25 protein-coding genes are annotated in these 22,217 nt (G+C 68.8%); 15 read left to right on the forward strand and 10 right to left on the reverse strand.

The genetic code is table 11. The features are described 5' to 3' along the window. The first annotated feature begins 177 nt into the window (after positions 1 to 177). The 5 genes from NO998_RS11220 (at position 178) to NO998_RS11235 (ending at position 3,053) form a co-directional block, all read left to right on the forward strand. Complete coding sequence (locus tag NO998_RS11220; RefSeq protein WP_267647284.1) at positions 178 to 819, forward strand: Era-like GTP-binding protein; 642 nt, start codon at positions 178 to 180, stop codon at positions 817 to 819. Between the two features lie 2 nt (positions 820 to 821). Continuing rightward, positions 822 to 1,241: a DUF2073 domain-containing protein gene (locus NO998_RS11225; protein ID WP_267647285.1), complete on the forward strand. Its 420-nt coding sequence runs from the start codon at positions 822 to 824 to the stop codon at positions 1,239 to 1,241. 3 nt (positions 1,242 to 1,244) lie between these two features. Further along, on the forward strand, positions 1,245 to 2,096 hold the full coding sequence (locus NO998_RS11230) for an OapC/ArvC family zinc-ribbon domain-containing protein (RefSeq protein ID WP_267647286.1): 852 nt from the start codon (positions 1,245 to 1,247) through the stop codon (positions 2,094 to 2,096). Between the two features lie 82 nt (positions 2,097 to 2,178). After that, entirely contained in the window at positions 2,179 to 2,271 is a 93-nt protein-coding gene (locus tag NO998_RS15850) for a hypothetical protein (protein WP_425601457.1), read from the forward strand. Continuing rightward, positions 2,271 to 3,053, forward strand: coding sequence for a DUF7089 family protein (locus NO998_RS11235; RefSeq protein ID WP_267647287.1), 783 nt, complete (start codon positions 2,271 to 2,273; stop codon positions 3,051 to 3,053). Before NO998_RS15850 ends, NO998_RS11235 begins: the two co-directional genes overlap by 1 nt. A gap of 171 nt (positions 3,054 to 3,224) precedes the next feature. On the opposite strand, the gene NO998_RS11240 is transcribed toward NO998_RS11235, so the two are convergent. Continuing rightward, entirely contained in the window at positions 3,225 to 3,809 is a 585-nt protein-coding gene (locus NO998_RS11240; protein ID WP_267647288.1) for a DUF7090 family protein, read from the reverse strand. A gap of 100 nt (positions 3,810 to 3,909) precedes the next feature. On the opposite strand from NO998_RS11240, the gene NO998_RS11245 reads away from it, so the two are divergent. Then, on the forward strand, positions 3,910 to 4,587 hold the full coding sequence (locus tag NO998_RS11245) for a class I SAM-dependent methyltransferase (RefSeq protein ID WP_267647290.1): 678 nt from the start codon (positions 3,910 to 3,912) through the stop codon (positions 4,585 to 4,587). Positions 4,588 to 4,608: 21 nt separating this feature from the next. Here NO998_RS11245 and NO998_RS11250 read toward each other — a convergent pair whose 3' ends face one another. The 3 genes from NO998_RS11250 to NO998_RS11260 form a co-directional block, all read right to left on the reverse strand. Further along, the gene (locus NO998_RS11250) at positions 4,609 to 4,800 is read right to left on the reverse strand and encodes a DUF7987 family protein (RefSeq protein ID WP_267647291.1); all 192 of its coding nucleotides are present in this window, start codon (positions 4,798 to 4,800) and stop codon (positions 4,609 to 4,611) included. Between the two features lie 61 nt (positions 4,801 to 4,861). Beyond that, positions 4,862 to 5,896: an LLM class flavin-dependent oxidoreductase gene (locus tag NO998_RS11255; protein WP_267647292.1), complete on the reverse strand. Its 1,035-nt coding sequence runs from the start codon at positions 5,894 to 5,896 to the stop codon at positions 4,862 to 4,864. A 92-nt stretch (positions 5,897 to 5,988) separates the two neighbouring features. Further along, positions 5,989 to 7,128 carry a thiamine ABC transporter substrate-binding protein gene (locus tag NO998_RS11260; protein WP_267647958.1) on the reverse strand — a complete coding sequence of 380 codons (1,140 nt, stop codon included), beginning with the start codon at positions 7,126 to 7,128 and terminating at the stop codon, positions 5,989 to 5,991. 96 nt (positions 7,129 to 7,224) lie between these two features. Here NO998_RS11260 and NO998_RS11265 point away from each other — a divergent pair, with 96 nt between their 5' ends. Beyond that, positions 7,225 to 8,268 carry an AI-2E family transporter gene (locus tag NO998_RS11265; RefSeq protein WP_267647293.1) on the forward strand — a complete coding sequence of 348 codons (1,044 nt, stop codon included), beginning with the start codon at positions 7,225 to 7,227 and terminating at the stop codon, positions 8,266 to 8,268. Between the two features lie 26 nt (positions 8,269 to 8,294). Here the strand turns inward: NO998_RS11265 and NO998_RS11270 are convergent, their stop codons facing one another. Beyond that, on the reverse strand, positions 8,295 to 9,122 hold the full coding sequence (locus tag NO998_RS11270) for a sulfurtransferase (protein WP_267647295.1): 828 nt from the start codon (positions 9,120 to 9,122) through the stop codon (positions 8,295 to 8,297). 161 nt (positions 9,123 to 9,283) lie between these two features. Between NO998_RS11270 and NO998_RS11275 the strand changes: the two genes are divergently transcribed. Next, on the forward strand, positions 9,284 to 10,147 hold the full coding sequence (locus tag NO998_RS11275; RefSeq protein ID WP_267647296.1) for a sulfurtransferase: 864 nt from the start codon (positions 9,284 to 9,286) through the stop codon (positions 10,145 to 10,147). Between the two features lie 48 nt (positions 10,148 to 10,195). Here NO998_RS11275 and NO998_RS11280 read toward each other — a convergent pair whose 3' ends face one another. Beyond that, on the reverse strand, positions 10,196 to 11,551 hold the full coding sequence (locus NO998_RS11280; RefSeq protein WP_267647297.1) for a hypothetical protein: 1,356 nt from the start codon (positions 11,549 to 11,551) through the stop codon (positions 10,196 to 10,198). 211 nt (positions 11,552 to 11,762) lie between these two features. Here NO998_RS11280 and NO998_RS11285 point away from each other — a divergent pair, with 211 nt between their 5' ends. Then, positions 11,763 to 12,380, forward strand: coding sequence for a transcription antitermination protein (locus tag NO998_RS11285; RefSeq protein ID WP_267647298.1), 618 nt, complete (start codon positions 11,763 to 11,765; stop codon positions 12,378 to 12,380). Positions 12,381 to 12,449: 69 nt separating this feature from the next. On the opposite strand, the gene NO998_RS11290 is transcribed toward NO998_RS11285, so the two are convergent. Then, the gene (locus tag NO998_RS11290) at positions 12,450 to 12,719 is read right to left on the reverse strand and encodes a DUF7553 family protein (RefSeq protein WP_267647300.1); all 270 of its coding nucleotides are present in this window, start codon (positions 12,717 to 12,719) and stop codon (positions 12,450 to 12,452) included. Positions 12,720 to 12,820: 101 nt separating this feature from the next. On the opposite strand from NO998_RS11290, the gene uvrB reads away from it, so the two are divergent. Then, positions 12,821 to 14,881, forward strand: a complete 2,061-nt coding sequence (uvrB, locus tag NO998_RS11295) for an excinuclease ABC subunit UvrB (protein WP_267647301.1) — start codon at positions 12,821 to 12,823, stop codon at positions 14,879 to 14,881. On the opposite strand, the gene NO998_RS11300 is transcribed toward uvrB, so the two are convergent. Both NO998_RS11300 and NO998_RS11305 read right to left on the reverse strand, forming a co-directional pair. After that, entirely contained in the window at positions 14,878 to 16,092 is a 1,215-nt protein-coding gene (locus NO998_RS11300) for a DUF7096 domain-containing protein (RefSeq protein ID WP_267647302.1), read from the reverse strand. The genes uvrB and NO998_RS11300 overlap by 4 nt on opposite strands. Positions 16,093 to 16,186: 94 nt before the next feature. Next, complete coding sequence (locus tag NO998_RS11305) at positions 16,187 to 17,248, reverse strand: helix-turn-helix transcriptional regulator (RefSeq protein WP_267647303.1); 1,062 nt, start codon at positions 17,246 to 17,248, stop codon at positions 16,187 to 16,189. Between the two features lie 134 nt (positions 17,249 to 17,382). On the opposite strand from NO998_RS11305, the gene NO998_RS11310 reads away from it, so the two are divergent. The 3 genes from NO998_RS11310 (at position 17,383) to fer (ending at position 18,685) form a co-directional block, all read left to right on the forward strand. After that, positions 17,383 to 17,556 (forward strand): DUF7554 family protein, encoded by a 174-nt coding sequence (locus tag NO998_RS11310; RefSeq protein ID WP_267647304.1) that lies wholly within the window; start codon positions 17,383 to 17,385, stop codon positions 17,554 to 17,556. A gap of 111 nt (positions 17,557 to 17,667) precedes the next feature. After that, a complete protein-coding gene (locus NO998_RS11315) occupies positions 17,668 to 18,168 on the forward strand; it encodes a 2'-5' RNA ligase family protein (protein WP_267647305.1) in 501 nt (166 codons plus the stop codon). A 127-nt stretch (positions 18,169 to 18,295) separates the two neighbouring features. Beyond that, a complete protein-coding gene (gene fer, locus NO998_RS11320) occupies positions 18,296 to 18,685 on the forward strand; it encodes a ferredoxin Fer (protein ID WP_267647306.1) in 390 nt (129 codons plus the stop codon). Positions 18,686 to 18,727: 42 nt separating this feature from the next. On the opposite strand, the gene NO998_RS11325 is transcribed toward fer, so the two are convergent. Next, complete coding sequence (locus NO998_RS11325; protein WP_321169531.1) at positions 18,728 to 19,447, reverse strand: hypothetical protein; 720 nt, start codon at positions 19,445 to 19,447, stop codon at positions 18,728 to 18,730. A gap of 168 nt (positions 19,448 to 19,615) precedes the next feature. On the opposite strand from NO998_RS11325, the gene NO998_RS11330 reads away from it, so the two are divergent. Further along, complete coding sequence (locus NO998_RS11330; RefSeq protein WP_267647308.1) at positions 19,616 to 21,727, forward strand: ATP-binding protein; 2,112 nt, start codon at positions 19,616 to 19,618, stop codon at positions 21,725 to 21,727. Beyond that, on the forward strand, positions 21,720 to 22,175 hold the full coding sequence (locus NO998_RS11335) for a response regulator (RefSeq protein WP_267647309.1): 456 nt from the start codon (positions 21,720 to 21,722) through the stop codon (positions 22,173 to 22,175). Before NO998_RS11330 ends, NO998_RS11335 begins: the two co-directional genes overlap by 8 nt. The last annotated feature ends 42 nt before the right edge of the window (positions 22,176 to 22,217 follow it).

Consider the following 22,217-nt stretch of genomic DNA (forward strand, 5'->3'; position numbering starts at 1 on the left):
GTCGAGGTTCGACGTGGCGGTCGGCGCCGCGGCGGTGATGGGTCAGCGTCGCCCGGCGACCCACGCACGGGAAAACCGATATCCGTCCGCTCGACCCCGGTCGACGCCATTCTTAAGTGGGTTGCCGGCGGTACTGGGGACAACGGCCCTCCACGTTGTGGGGGGCAGGAGAAAAGGATGGGTCTGCTCACGAGTCTGAAAGACAGCATTACGCGGGTCACCGACGGCCTGTTTGCCTCAGAGGAGCCGAAACGCATCGGGATCTACGGCCCGCCCAACGCCGGGAAGACGACGTTGGCGAACCGCATCGCCCGCGACTGGACCGGCGACGCGGTGGGCCCGGAGAGTCACATCCCGCACGAGACACGCCGCGCACGACGCAAGGAGGGGGTGACTATCGAGCGCAGCGGCAAGGAGGTCACCATCGACATCGTCGACACCCCCGGGGTGACGACGAAGGTCGACTACGAGGAGTTCCTCGAACACGACATGGAGAAGGAGGACGCCGTGCGCCGCTCCCGCGAGGCCACCGAGGGCGTCGCGGAGGCGATGCACTGGCTCCGCGAGGACGTCGACGGCGTCATCTACGTGCTCGACAGCACCGAGGACCCCTTCACGCAGGTCAACACGATGCTGATCGGCATCATCGAGAGCCAGGAGCTCCCCGTGCTGATCCTCGCCAACAAGATCGACAAGGAGGAGTCCGACATCCAGCGGATCGCGAACGCGTTCCCGCAGCACGAGACGATCCCGCTCTCCGCACTCGAGGGACAGAACATGGACGAGGTTTACGAGAACATCGCGGAGTACTTCGCCTGATCATGGCCGAAGCAACGAGCGGCGACGGCGACGGCACGCCCCCCGAAGAGGACGGCCTCGACGACGGCGTCCGGGTCGACATGATCAGTGGCGCCCGCATGGACGGGCTGACGAGCATGGAGAAGATCCGGCTGATCCTCGACGGGGTCAGGGACGGCAACATCGTGATCCTCGAGGAGGGTCTAAGCCCCGACGAGGAGTCGAAACTGATCGAGGTCACCATGACCGAGATCAGCCCCGACGAGTTCAGCGGGATCGAGATCGAGACCTACCCCAAGTCCAGTTCCAAGGAGCCGGGGCTGTTCGACCGGCTGATGGGCAACGAGACCACCCAGAAGCTGACCGTGATCGGGCCGGCAAACCAGATCGAGACGCTGCACAAAGACGAGAACCTCATCAGCGCGCTGGTCTCGCGCAAGTAGCCCGTGCCTCACGAGTGCACCAACTGCGGTCGGACGTTCGAGAACGGCTCGAAGCAGATGCTCTCGGGCTGTCCGGACTGTGGCGGGAACAAGTTCCAGTTCCAGCCCGCCGGCAAGGCCTCGGCGGCGGACGCCGCCGACTCGACGGCCGACCCCGCAGAACCTGCCGACCAGACACCGACGGCCGACCCCGCGCCGGCCGTCGACGCCGACGACGCGGCCACCGCGGACACAGAGCGGGAGCTGTCCGAACTCATACAGGACGACGACCCCGCGAGCGTCGCCGACGCGGGCGCCGGTACCGACCGCGCCGCCGACGACTCGGTTCCCGTCGAGTTCGACGACGAGTTCGAGGACGCCCAGATCGACGACGAGGTGGGCGAGGAGAACAGCGCCCAGAGCGACGCTCGATCCTCTTCGGCCAGCTTCGACGAGATCGACGAGGCCCGTCGCAAGATGGAGGAGGCCGCCGAGGAGCGTCTCGACGAGGTGGCGGGACAAGCGCGGGGCACCCCACAGGGCCCGCCGACCGACCCGCCGGCCAGTGAGGAGAGCGAAGCGTTCGACATCTCGGGCGCCGTCGGACCCGACGACGGCGAACCCGTCGAGAAACAGCCCGTCGGCGGCGCAACCGGCGAGCCTGCCGAGCCGGTGACCGACGACGACACCGACCTCGCGGCGCTGCGTGAGGAGCTCAACGACCAGTTCGAGAGCATCAAGATCACCGCGCCCGGGCAGTACGAACTCAACCTCATGGAGCTGTACGACCGCAAGGAGTACATCATCTCCTTGCAGGAGGACGGCCGGTACGTGATCGAGATGGCCGACAGCTACGGGATCGACGACGATAGCTGAGCGACCCGCCGTTTTTCCTCGACCACGAACACGCCGACGCCTGACAGCAACTGTTAACAGCGCCCCGGTCGCAGTCGGGGGTATGAGCACGGCGACGAAGATCGTGACTAGCACAGTCGGCCTCTCGGCGCTTCTCGCGATCGCCCTGGTGTTCCAGATCGTCCTCTCGGCCTGATGTTCAGCCAGCGGACGCTCTCCTCGCCGGTCCAGCGACTGCACTGTGAGATCACGCCGGACGTACTCGTTCTCGACGTGGAGCGGGACTTCGAGACGCTCCCGCCGGCAGTCGCCGAGGAACTCGGCCTGCTGGTCGACGCACTCGACCCCGCATCGTACCCCGAGTCGTGGCTCCCCGAGAACGCGCCCGCCCAACTGACGGCCTACGCCGGGTCGCAGTTCACCATCGGCTTGCCGGGTGACGGGACGGTCGTCCGAACCCACCAGACCGAACCGGCGACGGTGCTGGTGAAAGCCCGAGCGGAGACGACTCCCGAGCCGTTCCGCTCGTTCCTGCTCGCGGAGGCGCTCGTCGAGATCGACGAGAGTCTCCCCGAGAGCTTCCTCCCCTTTTTCGGCGAACAGTACGCCGCCCTCGACGACGCGCTCGGACTCGGTGGCCCCGCCACCTACCAGGTCGCACGCGCACTGTTCGACGCGTGGGTCGGCCTCCACACCCGCGAGCGGTTCCGCGCGTGGGCGGGCGAGCACGAGGAACTCCACGCGGCCTGGGAGGACGCCGGCGACCGGCTCGTCGGCCGCGTCGACGGCCTGCCCGGCGAAGTCGCTCGCGGCGAGACGGAGTTCCCGGCGGCGACGGAGTTGGCCTGTTCGGCGGTCAAACACGGCCTCGACATCCCGGCGCCGTTCGCGGCCCTCGATACGCTCGCCTACCGGGACCACGGCTCGGCGTACGCGGTTCAGTGGGCCGAGAAGACGATGGCCGCACTTGCGGAGTAACGGTCCGTTTCGACTGCACGAAGCGTTTCGACTCGACCGACTGCTTCGAGTGGACGATCCCTTTCCACTGCAGCGACCGATTCGGTTGCACCGCGCCCGCCCCGTGTTTCGGGTGGAGTCGGCTCGGAACGCGCGGTCACGGGCCGGAACGCTTCGTCGCCGAGTCCGCGCTCACTCGTGGGGTTCGTAGCTCACGGTTCCGTCGTCGTCGAGTCGAACCGTCGCGTCGAACAGGGCGGCGAACGCCTCGACGGTCTCGTCGTCGTGGACCTCACTGGAGAGGTGGAACATACAGACGGCGTCGTGTTCGGCGACCAGTTCGATCAACCGTTCGGCGGCTTCGAGCGCGGCGTCCTCGTCGCCGTAGTAGGCGAGTTCACTGAGGGAGTCGAGGGTGATTCGGCGGCGCCCCTCGGAGTCCTCGAGGAACGACTCGACCTGTTCGACGATTCCCTCCACGTCGTCGGGCCCGGCCGCGTAGTGGATGTGTGGGGCCGAGCGCCGCGAGTAGCCCCGTTCGACCGAGAGCGTGTCGAGGATCACCGCCTTTTGCTCGTCAACCTCGTAGTAGTCGAGTTTCTGTTCGACCTCGCGGGCCGTCGTCCGCGTGGAGATCACGAGGAAGCGGTCGGTGTCGGCGCTGAGGAAGTCGGTGTCCACGCGGTCCGTCTCCCCGATACTCGGGTGTAACAACAACAACGCGGTCCCGCTCGGGACGGTTTCGGGTGCGCCGTCGATGGCGAGGTCGTACTCCATAGACGCTTGTACGCCGGCGGTGACTTCAAACTCGCGGCAAGGACACCCCGCTCGACGGGAAGCCGAACCGGTTTTTGCCGGTCACGACCGAACCCCGGCCATGAGCGTTCGTGAGGAGTTCGACGCGTGGGCGGCCGAGGGCCGGGAACAGGGGATGGAAGAGCGTCACTGGCACACCGCACGGCCGATCCTCGCGCGGATACCCGTCGAGGACGGCGACACCGTACTCGATCTGGGCACCGGTAGCGGCTACGCGCTGCGGGCGCTGCGCGAGCGCGGCATCGACGCCGGCTACGGCCTTGACGGCTCCCCCGAGATGGCTCGGAAGGCCGCGGGCTACACCGACGACGACGCCGTGGGCTTCCTCGTCGGCGACTTCGATCACCTCCCCTTCGCCGACGACTCGGTGGATCACGTCTTCTCGATGGAGGCGTTCTACTACGCGAACGATCCAGACCGCGTGCTCTCGGAGATCCGCCGAATCCTCCGACCCGGCGGGACGTTCTACTGTGCGGTCAACTACTACGAGGAGAACGTCGCCTCCCACGACTGGCAGGCGAACATCGAGGTGGAGATGACCCGCTGGAACCGCGAGCAGTACCGCGAGGCGTTCCGCGAGGCCGGCCTCCACGTCGCCGAACAGGACACCGTCCCGGACCGCGAGATCGAGATCCCCGAGGCGTCTGCGTTCCCCCACGAGGGGTTCGCCGACCGCGGGGCGATGGTCGAGCGCTACCGGACGTGGGGGACGCTGCTCACCGTCGGCGTCGCGCCCTGAGCACGGCTCCCCGACCGCGCGCTACTCCGCGTCTCCCCGACGCCGCCGTTCGTTGAGCAGCGTCGGGACCACCACGCCGAGGCCGATCAGCAGCGCGAACTGGGCGACTCGTCCGGCGTCCACCTGTGCGGCGGCGTACCAGCCGAGGACGCCGAGGAACACGAACAGGAACGTCGTCTTCTGCTCGGTCGAGAGGATCGGCTCGTCGCTCATGGGTACTCCCTCCGACCGGTCGGAGTTAGCTGTACCGACGCCGTGGGCGGTGAGTCACCGTTCAGTCGCCGCGCGGTTCGATCCCGACGCCCTCCGCGATCAGTTCGTGGGAGCGGAGCGCGGCGTCGTGGTCCGGGACGACGTGTTGGACCATCATCTCGTCGACGCCCACCCGGTCGGCCAACTGCTCGAACAGTCCCGCGAGCGTCTCCGGGCTGCCGGAGATGGCACGGGGCCACTCGTCCGCATCGAGCGTCGCCGGCGTCGGCTCGGGCACCCCGCCGAGTTCGTCGATCGCTTCCTCGACGGTCGGCGTCGACCCGACGTCGCCGCGCTGGAGCCGTTTGAACGACGCCTCGGCGACCGCACGCAGCCGCGCTGCCTCCTCGTCGGTCTCGGCGGCGACGGCGTTGAGTGCGACCATCCCCTCGGGTTCGTCGATCCCCCCAGCCAGCGAGGAGGGCTCGAACGCCTCGCGGTAGGCCTCGAACGCCGGCACCGCGAAGCTCGGACGGATGAACGCCGCGAAGCAGAAACGCAGCCCCAGTTGGCCGGCGATCTTCGCGCTCGACGCGCTGGAGCCGAGCACCCACGGAACGGGCTCGTCGGCGCCCGAGCGGGGGATCTCGATGTCGGCGTACTGGTGGGCCTCGGGGAAGTCGTCGTAGAGGTGGTTCACGACGGCGGTGATCTTCTGGCGGTGGTCCTCGTCGGGGTTCTTGACGCGTCGGCTGGTCCCGAGCGCGCGATCGACCGCCGGCGAACCGTTCGCACGCCCGAGACCGGCGTCGACGCGTCCCGGCGCGAGGGCGTCGATGGTGCCGAACTGCTCGGCGACCTTGAAGGGGTTGTAGTGGTTCAGCAGCACCGCGCCCGAACCCAGCCGGATCGACTCGGTCTCGGCGGCGAGGTGGCCGAGCAGCACCTCCGGGGTTGTGCCGGCCAGCCGGGAGGCCATCCCGTGGTGTTCGGCGACCCAGAATCGTTCGAAGCCCAGTTCCTCGGCCTGTTGGGCGGCCTCAACGGTGTTCTGGAAGGCCTCGGTCGCGGTGCCGTCCTCGGGGACCGGGGAGAGGTCGACGACGGAGAGATCCATACCCGAAGGCGGGGATTGCGGGAGAAAACGGTTCGGCTACCGGCCCCGGCGGCCGTCACCGGCCGATACTGACGCGGCGAAACCGCGGCACCTCAGTTGCCCGCGATCTGCCGGCTCCAGTCCTCGATCCAGCCCTGTACGTCGCCTTTGAGTTCGTCGTAGGTGAAGCTGACCGCTTCCGGGGGGACCTGCGCGTACTGCTCGTACTCGGCGTTCTCCTCGCCGAACTCGGCGTTCGTCACCGCGGGGAAGGCGACGTTGCGGACCGCGATCTGGCCCTGTACCTCCGGCCGCAGCATGAACTCCATGAACGAGCGGGCGAGGTCGGGGCTGTCGGTGCCGGCGAACTGGGCCATCCCCTCGGGGTTGGCGTACCCCTGATCGTTCAGGAACCGGATCCGGTGGCGATCCATGTCCTGTCCGGCGCGGTTGGCGTACACCTGATCGGTCGAGTAGGAGACGACCATCGGCGCCTCGTCGGTGCCGTAGGCGCTGTAAGCCGAGTCCCAACTGTCGAGGACACGGACGCCGTTGTCCTGCAACTGGCTCCAGTAGTCGAGGTAGCCGTCCGTCCCTTTGGCCTTGATCGAGTGCAGCAGGAACGCCCGACCAGTCGCCGACGAGGCGGGGTTCTGGGCGAGGAGGTCCCCCTCGAACTCGGCGTCGAGCAGACCGTCGAACGTCTCCGGTGCGGTGAACTCCCCGCCGTCGGCGGTGGCGTTCCAGACCAGACTGATGTAGCCGGTGTCGAAGGGAACTGCCCGGCCCTGGGGGTCGAAACCGAGGCCGTCCTTGACGTTCGCGGCCCCGTCGAGGCTCGGGGCCTCGGCGAACAGCGAATCGCCGTCGAGGTTCTCGTCGAGACGGATCAGCCCGTCGACGTTCAGCCCGACGAACACGTCGGCGTCGATATCGACCCCCGCGTTGGCCCGCTGGATGTACTGATTCAACTCGTTGGGCGGCGTCTGCCAGACCAGGTCCGCGTCGAACTCCGCCTCGAAGTTCTCCTTGATCCAGCCGCCCGGACTGGTGCTCACCGCGTCGATGAACGAACTGTACGTCGCGACGACCAGCGTGTCGCGGCCGCCGGGCGTGCCGGTGACCGTCCCCGTGCTGTCGGTGGCCGAGCGCTCGGGCCCGCTCGTCGGCGAACCCGTCTGTTCGGCCGAACAGCCGGCGAGCAGCGCCAGCCCGGCCGCCCCGGTCGTCCGAATGAACCGCCGCCGTCCGATCCGATCGTCCGTCATTACTCGGTGGTTTCACCGGGTGGTAGATAAACGACCCGATACCGGGACAACGGTTTTCCCGGTCCGCCACCCGGAGGAGGTATGGAACGGGACTCGGAGGCGACGCGGATCCTCGTGGTCACGCTGGTGGCGCTGACGGTCCTTTCGGCGATCATCCTCGCGGAAGTGATCTACACGGTCGTGTTCGCCATCACGGTGGCGTACGCCCTGTTCCCCTTCCGACAGGGGCTGCTCGACCGTGGCTACTCCCGCCGGGTGGCGACCGGCGTGGTCACCGGCGTCGCCGCGTTCGGGATACTCGCGGCGGTGGTTCCGACGGTGTACGTCCTCTACCGCCGCCGTTCGACGCTGCTCGACGTGGCCCGGTCCCTCCCCGACACCATCCCGATCGAGGTCGGGGAGTTCTCGTACGTCCTCGAAACCACCCCCCTGATCGGCGCCGCGGCGGCGACCCTCCGGGACGCCGCGCTCTCGATCGCGAGCGCGGCCACGGTGCTCTCGCTCAAGGGGATGCTCTTCGCCATCGTCGTCTACGGCATCCTCGCGCGCCCGAGTTCGATCCGGGCCATCGCCGTCGGGATCGTCCCGAACAGCCTCCACGATGCCCTGGAGTCCTACCACGAGCGGACCCACGCGACGCTCGTGGGCATCTATCTCGTCCAAGCCGCGACGGCCGCTGCCACCGCCCTCGTCGCCTACGTCGTGTTCCTCCTGCTGGGCTACGAGGCCGCGCTGACGCTGGCCATCGTCGCCGGCGTGCTCCAGTTCATCCCCGTCGTCGGTCCGAGCATCGTCATCGTGGGGTTGGCTGCCGTCGATCTGGTGGGCGGCAACGCCCCGCGAGCGACGACGGTGCTGGTCGTTGGGCTCGTGCTGGTCGGCTTCCTCCCCGACGCGGTGCTACGGCCCCGGTTGGCGTCCGTGGCAGGGGAACTCCCCACGACGCTCTACTTCGTCGGCTTCGTCGGCGGCGTGCTCACGATCGGCCCGATCGGGTTCGTCCTCGGGCCGCTGGTGGTCGGCCTACTGGTCGAGACGGTCGAACTGCTGTCGACGGCCCCCGGCGTCGAACCGGTCGACCCCGACACGGCCGTCGATTCGGACCGCGACGCCGGCATCGAGTAAGTTACTCCCCCGCGACGCCGTCGGCGCTACTCTGAAACGATCTCCCCGCCGCGATCCTCCCACTCGGTCAGGCTCCCCTCGTACAGCCCGACGTCCTCGTAGCCCAGTTCCCGCAGCGCGAGGTACGTGTGGCTCACCCGCCGGGCGGTGTTGCAGTAGAGCACGGCTCGCTTCCCGGGGACGATCCCGCGCGCTTCGAGCAACGCCCGCAGTTCGGCCTCGGGTTTCAGCCCGCGTGACTCCTCGTCGACCAGTTCGCGCCAGTCCACCTGCACCGCACCGGGGAGGTGCCCCTCCTCGAACTCCCAGTCCTCGCGCGTGTCCACCAGCGTCACGTCGCCGGCCTCGACGGCCGGCAATAGCTCGTTGACCGTCTCGAAGTCGACCAACGGCGTCTCGGCGTCGGGGTCGCTCACGTAGTGGGCCGGCTTCGGGTCGACGTCATCGGACTGCGTCCGATTGGCAGACGAGCGTCGCTCGTCGATGGCGTCGGTGGTCGTCTCGCCCTCGCGCTGCCACGAACTGAAGTCGCCGTCGAGGACGTGGACTTTCGCGGGGTCGTGGCCCAACAGCAGCGCCGTCACGGCGAACCGCGCGGCGAACACACCCTGTGTGTCGTCGTAGGCGACGATCTCGTCGTCGGCGTCGATCCCGGCCGCCGAGAGCAGGTCCTCCCACTCCCCGCGGGGTGGGAGCTTCCCGGCCTCGCCCTCGTCCGAGCGAAAGCTCTCGAAGGGGACGTTCACCGCGCCCGGCAGGTGGCCGATGCTGTCGTACTCCCACCGGTCGCGGACGTCGACGACGCGAACGCCGTCGTGCTGTTCGAGCCACGACGCAGGGACGAACGGATCCATGCCCCGACCCAAGTCCCGCGCGGACTTAGCCCTCGGGGATGCTCACACGCGAACCCACGGAAACCGCCGGCGTCGCCGCCGAACGCGGGCGTCCGAGAGCGCGGCGAGCGCCGCCGGTGGCTGGTCGCTTAAGTAGGATCCGGACCTATTGTCGAGCGACTATGTCTTCCGAATACGCGACAGACGCGCTCGTCTCCCCCGAATGGGTGGAGGAGCGCCTCGACGAGTTCCAGAGCGACGACCCCGACTACCGGCTGGTCGAGGTCAGCGTCGACACCGAGGCCTACGACGAGGGCCACGCCCCCGGCGCCATCGGGTTCAGCTGGGAGACCCAGCTACAGGACCAGACCACCCGCGACATCCTCAGCAAGGGCGACTTCGAGTCGTTGCTGGGCGGGCACGGCATCGCAAACGACTCCACGGTCGTCTTCTACGGCGACAACTCGAACTGGTTCGCGGCGTACGCCTACTGGCAGTTCAACTACTACGGCCACGACGACGTGCGCCTGCTCGACGGCGGCCGTGACTACTGGGTCGAGAACGACTTCCCGCTCACCACCGAGGAACCGGACTTCCCCGAACAGGAGTACACGGCCCGCGGCCCCTTCGAGGACGTTCGAGCCTACCGGGAGGACGTCGAGAACGCGATCGAGCGTGGCGTCCCGCTCGTCGACGTTCGTTCACCCGAGGAGTTCTCCGGCGAGGTGCTCGCGCCGCCGGGACTCAACGAGACCGCCCAGCGCGGCGGCCACATCCCCGGCGCGCGGAACATCTCGTGGGCCGCGACGGTCAACGACGACGGGACGTTCAAGTCCGCCGACGAACTCCGCGAGCTCTACGGCGCCGAAGGGATCGACGGCGACGAGTCCATCGTCACCTACTGCCGGATCGGCGAGCGCTCCTCCATCGCGTGGTTCGCGCTCCACGAACTGCTCGGCTACGAGGCGACGGTGAACTACGACGGCTCGTGGACCGAGTGGGGGAACCTCGTCGGTGCCCCCGTCGAGACGGGCGACGCCGAGTAAGCCCGCTCGCTACTCCGCGTTTCCCTTCGCTCCTTTCTCTCCCTTCTCTCAGAACTCGAAGCCCCCGGTCTCCCCTGCAGTCTCGTCGTCACTCGGAGCGTCGTCGCTCTCGCCGTCGGTCCCGGCCCAGTTCCCGATCCCGCCGGTGGTCGCCGCCTCACTCGCCGGCGCGCTCCCGTCGTCTCCCGGCGCGCCGTCAACGGGTTCGGCGGCGACGAACGAGCCGAACGTGTCGTCGACGACGGTGGGTTCGCCGGTCTCGCCGCTCTCGACGGTCTGGGTCGAAAGCGGGCGGTCGGTTCGGAGCGTCCCGTCGGCGTCGTCGACGGTCGTCGTCACCGCGTCGGCGGTCGAAGCCGCCGTGTCCCCGACCGCGTTCCCGTCGTCCTCGACGCTCGCCGTGCCCGCGGCCCCCGAAACACCCAACCGCTGGGTGTCCGTGCTGTCGTCGACCGGTTCGGTCGACTCGGCCGTCGACCAGCGCCCCGCGTCGCCGAGCGACTCCCTCGGCTCCTCGGTCGATGCCTCGCTCGCGGTGACTCGGCCTGTGGCGAACGCGGGATCCACGTCACCTGCGTCGAGCGAGCGGTCGGGGTCCTCGACGTCGCAATCGGCTGTCCCGCCGGCACCGGGTGGAAGCCCGGCCGCTGCGGGTATCGTCGGCGACGGGTCGGTGTGCTCCGGGCCGGCCGCGTTCGGCGACGCCGCCGGAACGCTGGTCCCGCCGTCGAGCTCCGTGGTCCGCGACTGGCCGCCGCCCCGTGCCCGTTCGATCTCGCCCTCTGCCCGCGCCTGTTCGGCTTCTGCCCGGGCTTTCGCCGCCTCGGCCTCGGCGCGGGCGGTCTCTGCCTCTGCGCGGGCTTTCTCGGCTTCCGCTTCGGCGCGGGCCTTCCGTGCCTCCTCGCGAGCTTGCTCGACCGACTCACCCGAGCTTCGGGGGGCCGGCTCGACGGACGCCGCGGTCCCCCCCGCGACGCCGTCGCGCTTGACCGGCGGAGCGGGTTCGATCGCCGGCTGGGGCTCGGGTTTGGGCTGTTGGACGAACTCAACGACCCCGGCACCCTCCTCGCGGGTGACGGTCACGTCGTACTCCCGCGGATCGAGTTCGATGATGGTCCGGATTGACTCCAGCCCGTTGGCGTCGCCGGCGACCGCCCGGTAGCCCCGGTCGACCTCCGGCAGCGGCTCGACCCGGTCGATCCCGGCGATCCCGTGTTTGGTGACGGAGGTGATGACCTTCGGCGCGAACCCGCCGTGGCTGCCGGCGACCGCCGAAACCAGCCGGCCGACGGTGCCGCCGGCGTCGCCGCCGCCGAGGTTACTGATCGCGGCCATCGCCTCGCTGCCGGCGCTACTGGTCGCGTCACCCAACTGGTCCAGTAAGCCGCGCTGTCCCCGACTCATGGCTCACCACCGACCGACCGTGGACCGCAAACGGCGACTCGTGGCGTGGATCGCCGGCCAGACGGCTCGACCCGCGGGTTTCCGCCGCGGCCGGAGCCCCCACGCCACCCGCACATACACGCCTCGACACAGGCCACGTACGTATATCCTTCAGCCGACACCCCCTCGCCCTGACCGTGGGCTACAAGCCGCTGCTTTCCCACCCTGCGGTATGGACGCCGACACGTTCCTCGAGGACATCCGTGCCGCCCACCGGACCGAACTCTCGCGGCTGAGTTCCTCCAAAGCCGTCTACGCGCTCACCCGCGGGGAGATGGACGGCGACGCCGTCCGGCGCGGGATCGCACGCGAACTCCACGCCCTCGCGCCGGTTCTCGACGGCTGGGCCGACGACGCCGACGGCGACGTGGCCGACCTGTTCGCTGAGGCCACCGACTTCGCGGCAAATGCTGCCGAGAGCTTCGACAGCGGGGCAGCCGCCGGGGGAGACTCGGTCACACACGTCACCGCCGACGCCCTCGGGGCCGTCGAGCCCGCCGACCGGCCGGCGGCGATGGCGGCGGCGTTCCTCGTGCTCGAAGAGCTCGCCGGCCAACTGGTCGGCTTCTTCGTCGGCGACGCCGACCGAAAGAGCGCCGACGAGTTCCGCGCGTTCCGGGGCGAACTCGGTGAGTTCCGCGATGCGGCCGCCGACCTGCTCGCCGACCGGGCCGACGACGGCGACTGGGAGGACGCCCATGAGGTCGGCACCGGCGTCGTCGAGGGTGCCTACGACTGGTACGTCGGGACGTTGGAGTCGATGGGTGTCGAACCGAAAAACGTCTGCTGAGGCCGTATCGGCGGCGCTCGGGAGAGAGCTGTATCCCTCAATAGTTCCACTCGAAACGAAGGGGTTCGCTCAGTTCTCGCCGTCGTCCCGGACCGCGCGGACGGCCTCGAGCGCGGCGTCGACGCGCTCGCTCACGTCGCCGCCCGTCGCCTCCCGGAGGTCACCCAGCGCGTGGAGGTGTTGCATCAGGGTGTCGCCGTCGGGCGCCTCGTCGGCGGCCGCGAGCGAAGCGATCCGGTCGGACTGGTCGTAGAGGCGGCGCTGGACCTCGGCGTCCTCGGTCGCCGCGCTCGCCTGTCTAAGCTCCTCGCTGGCCGTCCTGAGCCGGTCGTCGGTCATGGCTGTAGCGTCGGCTTCCCGGCGGGAAAGCCGTTCGGCTCGGCGTGGCAAGGTGTTCCACGACCGGGTCGCTCAAGTCCGTTCGACCCGTGTTTTCCCCAATGAGCGACTCCCAGAGCGGCCCGCTCTCTCCGGACCGGCCCGACGCCGAGCGCCCGTTCCGCGTCGACGCTCCCTTCGAGCCCGCGGGCGACCAGCCCGAGGCCATCGAGCAGCTTTCCGAGGGGTTCCGCGAGGGGATGGACACCCAGACGCTGCTGGGGGTCACCGGCTCGGGGAAGACCAACACCGTCTCGTGGACCATCGAGGAGATCCAGCGGCCGACGCTGGTGATCGCCCACAACAAGACTCTCGCCGCACAACTGTACGAGGAGTTCCGCGAGCTGTTCCCGGACAACGCCGTCGAGTACTTCGTCTCCTACTACGACTACTACCAGCCCGAGGCCTACGTCGAGCAGACGGACACGTTCATCGACAAGGACGCCTCGATCAACGACGAGATCGACCGCCTGCGCCACTCCGCGACCCGCTCGCTGCTGACCCGCGAGGACGTGATCGTCGTCGCCTCGGTCTCGGCCATCTACGGGCTGGGCGACCCGCGTAACTACGTCGACATGTCGCTGCGCCTCGAACAGGGCGAAGAGATCGGCCGCGACGAACTGCTCGGACAACTGGTCGACCTCAACTACGAGCGCAACGACGTGGACTTCACGCAGGGCACCTTCCGCGTCCGCGGCGACACCGTCGAGATATTCCCGATGTACGGCCGCTACGCCGTCCGCGTGGAGTTCTGGGGCGACGAGATCGACCGCATCCGAAAGGTCGACACGTTGGAGGGCGATGTCGTCAGCGAGGAGCCCGCCGTCCTGCTCCACCCGGCGGAGCACTACTCGATCCCGGAGGACCGACTCCAGAACGCGATGGCCGAGATCGAGGAGCTGATGGACGACCGCGTCCGGCACTTCCAGCGACAGGGCGACCTCCTCGCCGCCCAGCGCATCGAAGAGCGCACCACCTTCGACCTGGAGATGCTGCAGGAGACGGGCTACTGTTCGGGGATCGAGAACTACTCGCTGCACCTCTCGGACCGCGAGCAGGGCGAGGCGCCCTACACGCTGCTCGACTACTTCCCCGACGAGTTCCTCACCGTCGTCGACGAGTCCCACCAGACGCTCCCCCAGATCAAGGGGCAGTTCGCCGGCGACAAGTCACGGAAGGACTCGCTGGTCGAGAACGGCTTCCGGCTCCCGACCGCCTACGACAACCGCCCGCTCACTTTCGAGGAGTTCCAGGAGAAGACCGACGAGACGCTGTACGTATCGGCGACGCCCGGCGACTACGAACGCGAGCACTCCGACCAGATCGTCGAACAGATCGTCCGCCCCACCCACCTCGTCGACCCTGCCATCGAGGTGACGAGCGCCGAGGGCCAGATCGAGGACCTGATGGAGCGTATCGACGACCGGATCGAGCGCGAGGAGCGCACGCTCGTCACCACCCTCACCAAGCGAATGGCCGAGGACCTCACGGAGTACCTCGAAGAGACAGGGGTGAACGTCGCCTACATGCACGACGAGACCGACACGCTCGAACGCCACGAGATCATCCGATCGCTCCGACTCGGCGAGATCGACGTGCTCGTCGGGATCAACCTCCTGCGTGAGGGGCTGGACATCCCCGAGGTCAGCCTCGTCGCCATCCTTGACGCCGATCAGGAGGGGTTCCTGCGCTCGACGACGACGCTGGTCCAGACGATGGGTCGTGCGGCCCGGAACGTCAACGGCGAGGTCGTGCTGTACGCCGACGAGCGCACCGACGCGATGAACGACGCGATCGAGGAGACCCGCCGCCGTCGGGCGATCCAGCAGCGGTTCAACGAGGAACACGGCTTCGAGCCCCGCACCATCGAGAAGGCGATCGGCGAGACGAACCTCCCCGGCAGCAAGACCGACACATCGGGGACGACGACTGGCGACGTGAGCGACGCCGACGACGCCGCTCGCCAGATCGAGCAGTTGGAGGACCGCATGGAGGCGGCCGCCGAGAACCTCGAGTTCGAGCTCGCGGCCGACATCCGCGACCGCATCCGCGAACTCAGACAGGAGTTCGAACTGGACAGTCAGGAAGAGGGTGTGGTGCCGGAACCGGACGGCGAGTTCTAGAACGCCTCGGCGAGAATCGCTCGCTCGGTCGTCACGACGGCCGTCTCGTTCCCGGTTGCGGTCGGCGCGTTTTCACCGTTGGCCCCGGGCGGCGTGGCGCCGGCCGTTCCGTTCTCCCCGGCCGTTTCGTTCCCGTTCCCGACCGCTGTTCCGTTCTCCCCAGCCATCGTTCCGTTCCCGGCAGCGGTCCCGTTCGCGCCCGTCGAGTTCTGCCCGTTCTGCCCGCTCGCGTTCGGCGCGGCGCCGTTCGAGTCCTGCCCCGTGCCGGCTGTGCGGTTCTCGCCGGTCACGTTCGTACCGGTGCCAGCCGGCGGTCCGCGGGTCGTGTTCTCGACTGCGTTAGTGCCGTTCATCCCGTTCGCCCCGGCGGCGTCGGTCCCCGTCCCCGCGGTTCGGTTCTGCCCGGCTTCCCCGGGGGCGGCGCCGTTGGTGGTGTTCTGCGACCCACCGGTCGCGTTCGGCGGTGTTGATCTGTTCGAGGCTCCGTCGGTTCCCTCGGGTCCCGCCCCCTCAGGCGGGCCGTTCGCTCCCGGGCCGCTCCCGTTCACCTCCGAGGTGTTCGGCCCGACGGCGTCGGTCCCGCCGACGCTATCGGGCGCGCCGTCGGCGTTCTCGGGGGGACCGCGCTCGGTCCCGTTCGGCGGGCCGCGGAGTCCGTCGCCGACACCCGGGCCGCCGATGGCTCGGGCGGCCTCGGCGACTTCACCGCCGCCGGTCCGGTTCGCCCGTTGGGCCACCTCGCGGACGGCGCTGACGTTCGCGCCGTTGGTGCGGAGCGCCTCCTCGGGGAGCCCCGCCGCCCGCTCGGCGGTCTGGTTCGCCCGGCGTTCGAGCGCACGGAGTTCGGCGCCCAGCGCGGCGAGTCGCGCTCGGTACTCCCCACGGCTCATGTTGCCGTCGGCGTAGGCTTGCTCGACCCGCGCCTTCTCGGCTTCGAGTTCGTCGAGGCGCTCGTCGAGGCGTCGCTGTTGGTCGGCGACGACTTGGGCTTTCGAGTCGTTCGACTCGGCGGCCGCGAACTGCCGGTCGAGCGACCGCTGTGCGACCTCGTTGTCCACTTCGGCCTGTTGGACCCCCACGACGCCGGCGAAGGTGGCGCCCGGCGCGGCATCCTCCGTCCCGGTTTGGGCTCCGTCGGCCAGCGCCGCCGCGGCCGGCACGCTCCCGGCGAGCACGACCAGCGCGACGACGAGCGCAGCGACTCGGTTCACAGTTCACCCGTAGCGGTACGTCCCTAAAAACCGTCTACTCCGTCCACTCGGGTTCACCACGATTAACCCAGCTTAACGGGCCGCAGTCGGGCGATCACTCGTCGTCGCCGTCGTCGGGGAACTTCAGGACGTTCTCCCGGCCCAGTCGGAACGACTCGACTTTCCCGTCGTCGCGGAGGCTCCCGACGACCTGACTCGTCCGGGCGGCGCTCCAGTCGAGTTCCTCGGTCACGGTCTTCTGTTTGATCCGACCGCCGTTCCGTTCGAGCAGTTGGATCACGCGCTCCTCCGGGCTGAGGAGTTCCTCGGGTGTGTCGTCGCCCGGCCCGTCGTCCGCGTCGGCCGCATCCTCCCCGGCCGATCCCTCGTCGGCTTGCTCGGCGGTGGGATCGGGCGGGGGCATCGGTGCCCCGTCGTCGTCGGTCGGTGCCTCGCTCCCTGCTTTCTCCGCCGCGCGTCGGCGGTAGTACCAACCGATCCCGGCGGCACCGAACAGCACGACGCCGACGATGGGCCCCCACGGCGGGAGCGAGTTCTCGGTCCGGAGGACGACGCGGGGCTGGCCCAAGTCGAACTCCCGGGGGCCCGTCCACGTCACCGAGCGCTCGCCCTCCCGGTCCGGCTTCGGTTCGGCGACGTCGGCGACGTAGCCGTCGGGCCAACTCACCGTGAGTTCGGTGTCCGAATCGAGGAAGATCCCCGCGAGCGCGTCGCCGATGGCGAGTCGGTCGCCGTCGACCTCGGCGAAGCCGACCCAGTGGAAGCTGTACCGGACGACGCCGTACTCGCCGCTCAGCGGGCTGGTCTGGGCCTCGACGGTGACGTTCTCGACGGCCATCTCCCGGCCGGTCGCGTTCTCGGCGGCCGCCACCGTCGACCGCATGCGCGAGGCGAACTGCGTGCGGTAGTCGCTGGTGTTGGTCTCGATGTCCCGCTGGAGGCTCTCGAAGGCCTCGGTGGTGTTCTCGTCGTCCAGCGCCACCCGGTACTCGATGCTCCACTGCGCGTCGCCGTCCGCCTCGACGGCCGTTTCCAGCACCACGGCGTCGGTCTCCACGTTCCCGGTCTGCATCGCCGGGAACTCCGCGGCGGCGCCGACCCCCGAGCTACAGAGCAGCAGCGTCAGCGCAACCGCGAGGACGATCCGTCGGTCCATTCGCCCGAAACTGCGGCGGCCCGGAGTAAAGGCGTTGCCGTCCCGGTCGGGGGCTGTGAGCGCGGCGATTCGCCCGTCAACCCCCCGAAACGTCGGCCACAGCCCTTTTGCTGCCGCCCCGCGCAGTCGACGGCATGGAAGCCGAAGACCTGTTGAAGCTCATACTGGTGTTGGTGGTCGCGTGGCTGGTCATCGGCCTGCTGGGCGAAGTGCTCGAACTGTTCACCGGCCTGCTCGGCCTGCTGCCGGACCTGCTCGGGGTCGTCATCGTCGTGCTGGTGATCCTCTGGCTGCTCGACCGGCTCTGAACCGTCGCCGCGCACCGCCCCGCCGACTGCCGCACACCCCGACGAGCTTTTTGCCGCCGACCGACGCCCTAGAGCCGTGCCCCACCGCTCAGCCAGCCCCTACAGCTATCGATGAACCTTCGCGTCCCACCGGCCGTCGAACGCCTCGCCGACCGCCTCCACCCGAAGCTCACGCCCTTCGAGACCGTCCGTGAGCGCCACACCCTGGTCGTCAAGCGAATCGAGTCCGACACGTGGCAGGCGGGCGGCGGCGGCGTCCGCGAGCGGCTCCGCCGGATCCTCGACCGGACGCGGCCGTTCCCGGTCCGCATCGACGGCCTCGACTACTTCGCCGACCCGCCGGACGGCCGCGGGCCAGTCGTCTACCTCCGCGTCGAGAGCGAGGGGATCGAACAGCTTCACCGGCGCCTCTGCGAGGAGTTCCCCGTCGTCGACGCGCTGGAGGGGCCGAACTACGTCCCCCACGTGACGCTGGCCCGCGGCGGCAGCGTCGCCGACGCCGAACGCGTCGCCGAAACCGAGATCGACCCCGTCGAGTGGACCGCCGAGCGGGCCCTGACGTGGGATCGGGAACACCGCGAGGCGGTCGACCGGTTCCGGCTCCGTGGCTGAACCGTAATCGTTCGAGCGCATCCGTGAAAGTCGTTTCGCGCCTTTTGGCCGGCCTAATCACCGCTATCGGGCGTTCTCTCGGCCTGAACCACAAAACCCTATACGGTGGCAGGAGAACGTCAATGTGATGCCAACCGTCGAATACCTCAACTACGAAGTACTTGACGACCACGGCTGGTCGATGGATGACGACGACCTGTTCGAGCAGGCGGCGGACGCCGGCCTCGACGCCGAGGACTACGGCACGCTCGAGGTCAACCAGGGCGAGTACATCCTCGAAGCCGCCGAAGCACAGGGCTACGACTGGCCCTTCTCGTGCCGTGCTGGTGCGTGTGCGAACTGCGCGTCGATCGCCAAGGAGGGCGAGATCGACATGGACATGCAGCAGATCCTCAGCGACGAGGAGGTCGAAGAGAAGAACGTCCGCCTGACCTGCATCGGGTCGCCGGCCACCGACGAGGTCAAGATCGTCTACAACGCGAAGCACCTCGACTACCTCCAGAACCGCGTCATCTGATCGGGCGGCGACGGCGGTCCCCTTTCTTGCACGCGCGAACGCCTAGAGCCCGCCCCAGCGCAGCGACACCATCAGCCAGATCAACACCAACTGCAACAGCCCCTGCACCCCGCCCAGCATCGCGTTCCGCGAGCCGATCCGGGCGATGATGCTCGCGTCCGGCTCGGCCGAAGTCATCTCCTGATACATCCGGAGTTCGCCGGGCAGCAGGAAGCCGAAGCCCTGTACCGACAGCAGCGTCACGATCCCCAGCGAGAGCGCGACCACCGTCGAGATCGACCCGAGGTCGCCGACAGTCGTCGCCACCCACGCGAGCGAGCCGACCGCCGAGAGCGCGAACAGCCCCTGCCAGCGCCGATCATCGAACACCTTGAGCCGCCAGCCCGCGAGCAGCAGCGCCGGGATCAGGTTCGCGGCGGTGAACAGCGCCAGCCACGGCTCGCTGTTCGGGAAGTAGCCCAGCCGCTGAGCGAGCGTGATCCCGCCCGTGATGGTGATCAGCGCCATCGCGGGCAGGAAGAACGTCGTCTTCGGCGTCAACCGCGTGAACAGCGCGGCGCTCTCCTCGTCTTCCAGTCCCCCGGTCACCGGGCCCAGTACGGCCCCCATGAACAGGTCCGTCCCGGTCCAGAGCAGCCCCGCCATCACGTGGACGTACGTGTGGGTTTGTACGGAGGCCTCCCCGGAGACGATGTAGCCGACTGCCAGCACAGCGATTGCGACGACCCCGCCCGCGAACGCCGGGTTCGCCCGGGAGCCCAATCCTCGGATCGTACCACGCACCGAACGTGTCGACATGGGGGACAGTTCGATCGGTCCGACATAAGGTTACTCCTTGCTACGGTTTGGCGCCGCGGCGGTGTCGTTCGAACGACAGAGTATCCGGCGGCCGAAATACCCATTACCGACGTTCTCTATTGCCCAACCAGTATGGGGACCTGGGGCCGGCTCCTCGGCCGGATCGGGGAGGGGCGCGTGATCAGCACCATCGGCGTCGTGTACGTACTCATCGCCACCGGCTGGACCGTGATCCAGTTCGATCAGGGCGTTCCCGTGGGGAGCCTGCTCGTCGTGAGCTTCATGATCGCGACCCCCGGTTCGCTGCTGGTCTACGGTGGCTACCGGCTCAGCGACGCCGACCTCGATCCCGACCTCCACGCCGGCGTCGTGGCCTGGTGTCTGCTCGGCCTCGTGACGATGGGGTCGCTGCTCGTGCTCTATCACCTCCAGCCCGCCGCAGCCATCATGGACCCGATGGCCTCCTCGCCGATCCTGACCGCCGTCGGCGCCGTCTCCGGTCTCGCGGTCGGGGTGTACGACGGACGGGCGAAGATGCGGGCGCGCCAGCTCGATAGCCGGAGTCAGGACCTCCGTGCGGTCCAGAGCGAACTCGCCGACACCGTCGACCGACTGGATGACTCGAACGAACGGCTCAAGCGCCACACGGCCTACACCGAGCGCGTCCTCGACGGCATCGACGACATCTTCTACGTCATCGCCGCCGACGGGAGCGTCGAGCGCTGGAACGACAGCCTCCGGGACGTGACCGGCTACTCCGACGAGCGGATCGCGGAGATGAACGGCCGGGACTTCTTCGCCGACGAGGACGCCGACCAGATCACCGCCGCCATCGAGTCGGGGTTCGAGACCGGGACGACACAGCTCCAACTCGACCTCCAAACCATCGACGGCGAGGGTATTCCTTACGAGTTCGCCGCCTCAACCCTCGAGAACCCCAACGGCGAGCGGGTGCTCGCGGGCATCGGTCGTGACGTCTCGGAGCGGGTCGCCCGCGAGCGCGAACTCGAACGGAGAGCCCGCCAACAGCGGGTCGTCGCCGACCTCGGCCAGTCGGCGCTCGAGGCCGACGACCTCGACGAACTCGTGGCCGACGCGGCCCGGCAGGTCGCCGACGCCCTCGGCGTCACGCACGCGGAGGTCCTCGACCTCGACGGGGAGGCCGACGAACTCCTGCTCCGGCAGGGTGTCGGCTGGGACGAGGGCGCCGTCGGTGCGACGACGGTCTCCGCGGCCGGCGTCGACTCGCAGGCGGCAGCTACCCTCGCCGGCGACACGCCGGTCGTCGTTGAGGGACCCGCCGACAGGGAGCGCTTCGAGGACCCGTCGCTCCTGAGCGGCCACGGCATCCAGAGCGGTATCAGCACCGCCATCGGCCCGTTCGACGAGCCCTGGGGGATCCTCGGCGCCCACGACACCGAGCAGCGAACGTTCTCCGAGGAGGACGTGAGCTTCGTTCAGAGCGTCGCCAACATCATCGCGGAGGCGATCGAGCGCCGGCGCTACCAGCGCGAACTCGAGGAGTTGGTCGCGGAGCTCGAAGCCTCGAACGAGCGCCTCGAACAGTTCGCCTACGCCGCCTCCCACGACCTCCAAGAGCCCCTGCGGATGGTCTCCTCGTACCTCCAACTGATCGAGCGCCGGTACGGCGACGACCTCGACGAGGAGGGCCGGGAGTTCCTCGACTTCGCCGTCGACGGCGCCGACCGGATGCGCGAGATGATCGACCGGCTACTGAGCTACTCCCGCGTCGAGACCGACGGGGAGCCACTGGAGCCGGTCTCCCTCGAGACGGTGCTCGCGGACGTCCGTGCGGACTTGCAGGTCACAATCACCGAACACGACGCGACGATCACGGTCGGGGACCTCCCGACCGTGGCGGGCGACCCGAACCAGCTCCGCCAGCTGTTCCAGAACCTCCTCGACAACGCCATCGAGTACAGCGGCGAGGACACCCCGAGCGTCAGGATCAGCGCCGAGCGCGACGACGACCGCTGGATCGTCACCGTCAGCGACGACGGTATCGGCATCGACCCGGCGGATCAGGAACGGGTGTTCGAGGTGTTCGAGCGGGGGCACTGCCACCAGGAGACGGAGGGCACCGGCATCGGGCTGGCGCTCTGTGAGCGCATCGTCGAGCGCCACGGCGGCAGTATCTCCGTCGAGTCGGCGCCCGGCGACGGCACCACGTTCAGGTTCGGGCTGCGTCCGGCCGCGGAAGCGGAGGGTGGTTCCGATGAGTGAGTGCACGGGGGAGGAGGAGCCGATCGACGTACTCCTCGTCGAGGACAACCCCGGCGACGTGCGCCTCACCGAGGAAGCGTTCAGGGGAACCGAGACGCCAAGCGTGCTCCACGTCGTGAACGACGGCGTGGAGGCCCTGGAGTACTGCCGGCAGCGCGGCGAGTACGCCGACGCCGCCCGCCCGGACATCATCCTGCTCGACCTGAACCTCCCCCGGAAGGACGGCCGTGACGTGCTCGAAGCGCTCCACGCGGACCCGTCGCTCAAGTCGATCCCGGTGGTCGTTCTGACCAGTTCGGACACCCAGGCCGACGTGGCCGAATCCTACGAACAGAGCGCCAACGCCTACCTCACCAAGCCCGTCGACCCCGACGAGTTCATCCGGACCATCGGTGCGTTCTCGGAGTTCTGGCTCGCGACGGCCCGCCTGCCCGACCACGCCGAGTAGCCGTTCCCGGCCGCGACTGCCAGACCGGCGCCGGTAGCCTTT

Origin of the sequence: Halolamina litorea, from assembly GCF_026616205.1 — an archaeon.
Lineage (GTDB): Archaea > Halobacteriota > Halobacteria > Halobacteriales > Haloferacaceae > Halolamina > Halolamina litorea.

Coding starts and splice junctions, on each gene's coding strand:
- NO998_RS11220 (WP_267647284.1), top strand. CDS start 178: ATGGGTCTGCTCACGAGTCTGAAAGACAGCATTACGCGGGTCACCGAC.
- NO998_RS11225 (WP_267647285.1), top strand. CDS start 822: ATGGCCGAAGCAACGAGCGGCGACGGCGACGGCACGCCCCCCGAAGAG.
- NO998_RS15850 (WP_425601457.1), top strand. CDS start 2,179: ATGAGCACGGCGACGAAGATCGTGACTAGCACAGTCGGCCTCTCGGCG.
- NO998_RS11235 (WP_267647287.1), top strand. CDS start 2,271: ATGTTCAGCCAGCGGACGCTCTCCTCGCCGGTCCAGCGACTGCACTGT.
- NO998_RS11240 (WP_267647288.1), bottom strand. CDS start 3,809: ATGGAGTACGACCTCGCCATCGACGGCGCACCCGAAACCGTCCCGAGC.
- NO998_RS11245 (WP_267647290.1), top strand. CDS start 3,910: ATGAGCGTTCGTGAGGAGTTCGACGCGTGGGCGGCCGAGGGCCGGGAA.
- NO998_RS11250 (WP_267647291.1), bottom strand. CDS start 4,800: ATGAGCGACGAGCCGATCCTCTCGACCGAGCAGAAGACGACGTTCCTG.
- NO998_RS11255 (WP_267647292.1), bottom strand. CDS start 5,896: ATGGATCTCTCCGTCGTCGACCTCTCCCCGGTCCCCGAGGACGGCACC.
- NO998_RS11265 (WP_267647293.1), top strand. CDS start 7,225: ATGGAACGGGACTCGGAGGCGACGCGGATCCTCGTGGTCACGCTGGTG.
- NO998_RS11270 (WP_267647295.1), bottom strand. CDS start 9,122: ATGGATCCGTTCGTCCCTGCGTCGTGGCTCGAACAGCACGACGGCGTT.
- NO998_RS11275 (WP_267647296.1), top strand. CDS start 9,284: ATGTCTTCCGAATACGCGACAGACGCGCTCGTCTCCCCCGAATGGGTG.
- NO998_RS11280 (WP_267647297.1), bottom strand. CDS start 11,551: ATGAGTCGGGGACAGCGCGGCTTACTGGACCAGTTGGGTGACGCGACC.
- NO998_RS11285 (WP_267647298.1), top strand. CDS start 11,763: ATGGACGCCGACACGTTCCTCGAGGACATCCGTGCCGCCCACCGGACC.
- NO998_RS11290 (WP_267647300.1), bottom strand. CDS start 12,719: ATGACCGACGACCGGCTCAGGACGGCCAGCGAGGAGCTTAGACAGGCG.
- uvrB (WP_267647301.1), top strand. CDS start 12,821: ATGAGCGACTCCCAGAGCGGCCCGCTCTCTCCGGACCGGCCCGACGCC.
- NO998_RS11305 (WP_267647303.1), bottom strand. CDS start 17,248: ATGGACCGACGGATCGTCCTCGCGGTTGCGCTGACGCTGCTGCTCTGT.
- NO998_RS11310 (WP_267647304.1), top strand. CDS start 17,383: ATGGAAGCCGAAGACCTGTTGAAGCTCATACTGGTGTTGGTGGTCGCG.
- NO998_RS11315 (WP_267647305.1), top strand. CDS start 17,668: ATGAACCTTCGCGTCCCACCGGCCGTCGAACGCCTCGCCGACCGCCTC.
- fer (WP_267647306.1), top strand. CDS start 18,296: ATGCCAACCGTCGAATACCTCAACTACGAAGTACTTGACGACCACGGC.
- NO998_RS11330 (WP_267647308.1), top strand. CDS start 19,616: ATGGGGACCTGGGGCCGGCTCCTCGGCCGGATCGGGGAGGGGCGCGTG.
- NO998_RS11335 (WP_267647309.1), top strand. CDS start 21,720: ATGAGTGAGTGCACGGGGGAGGAGGAGCCGATCGACGTACTCCTCGTC.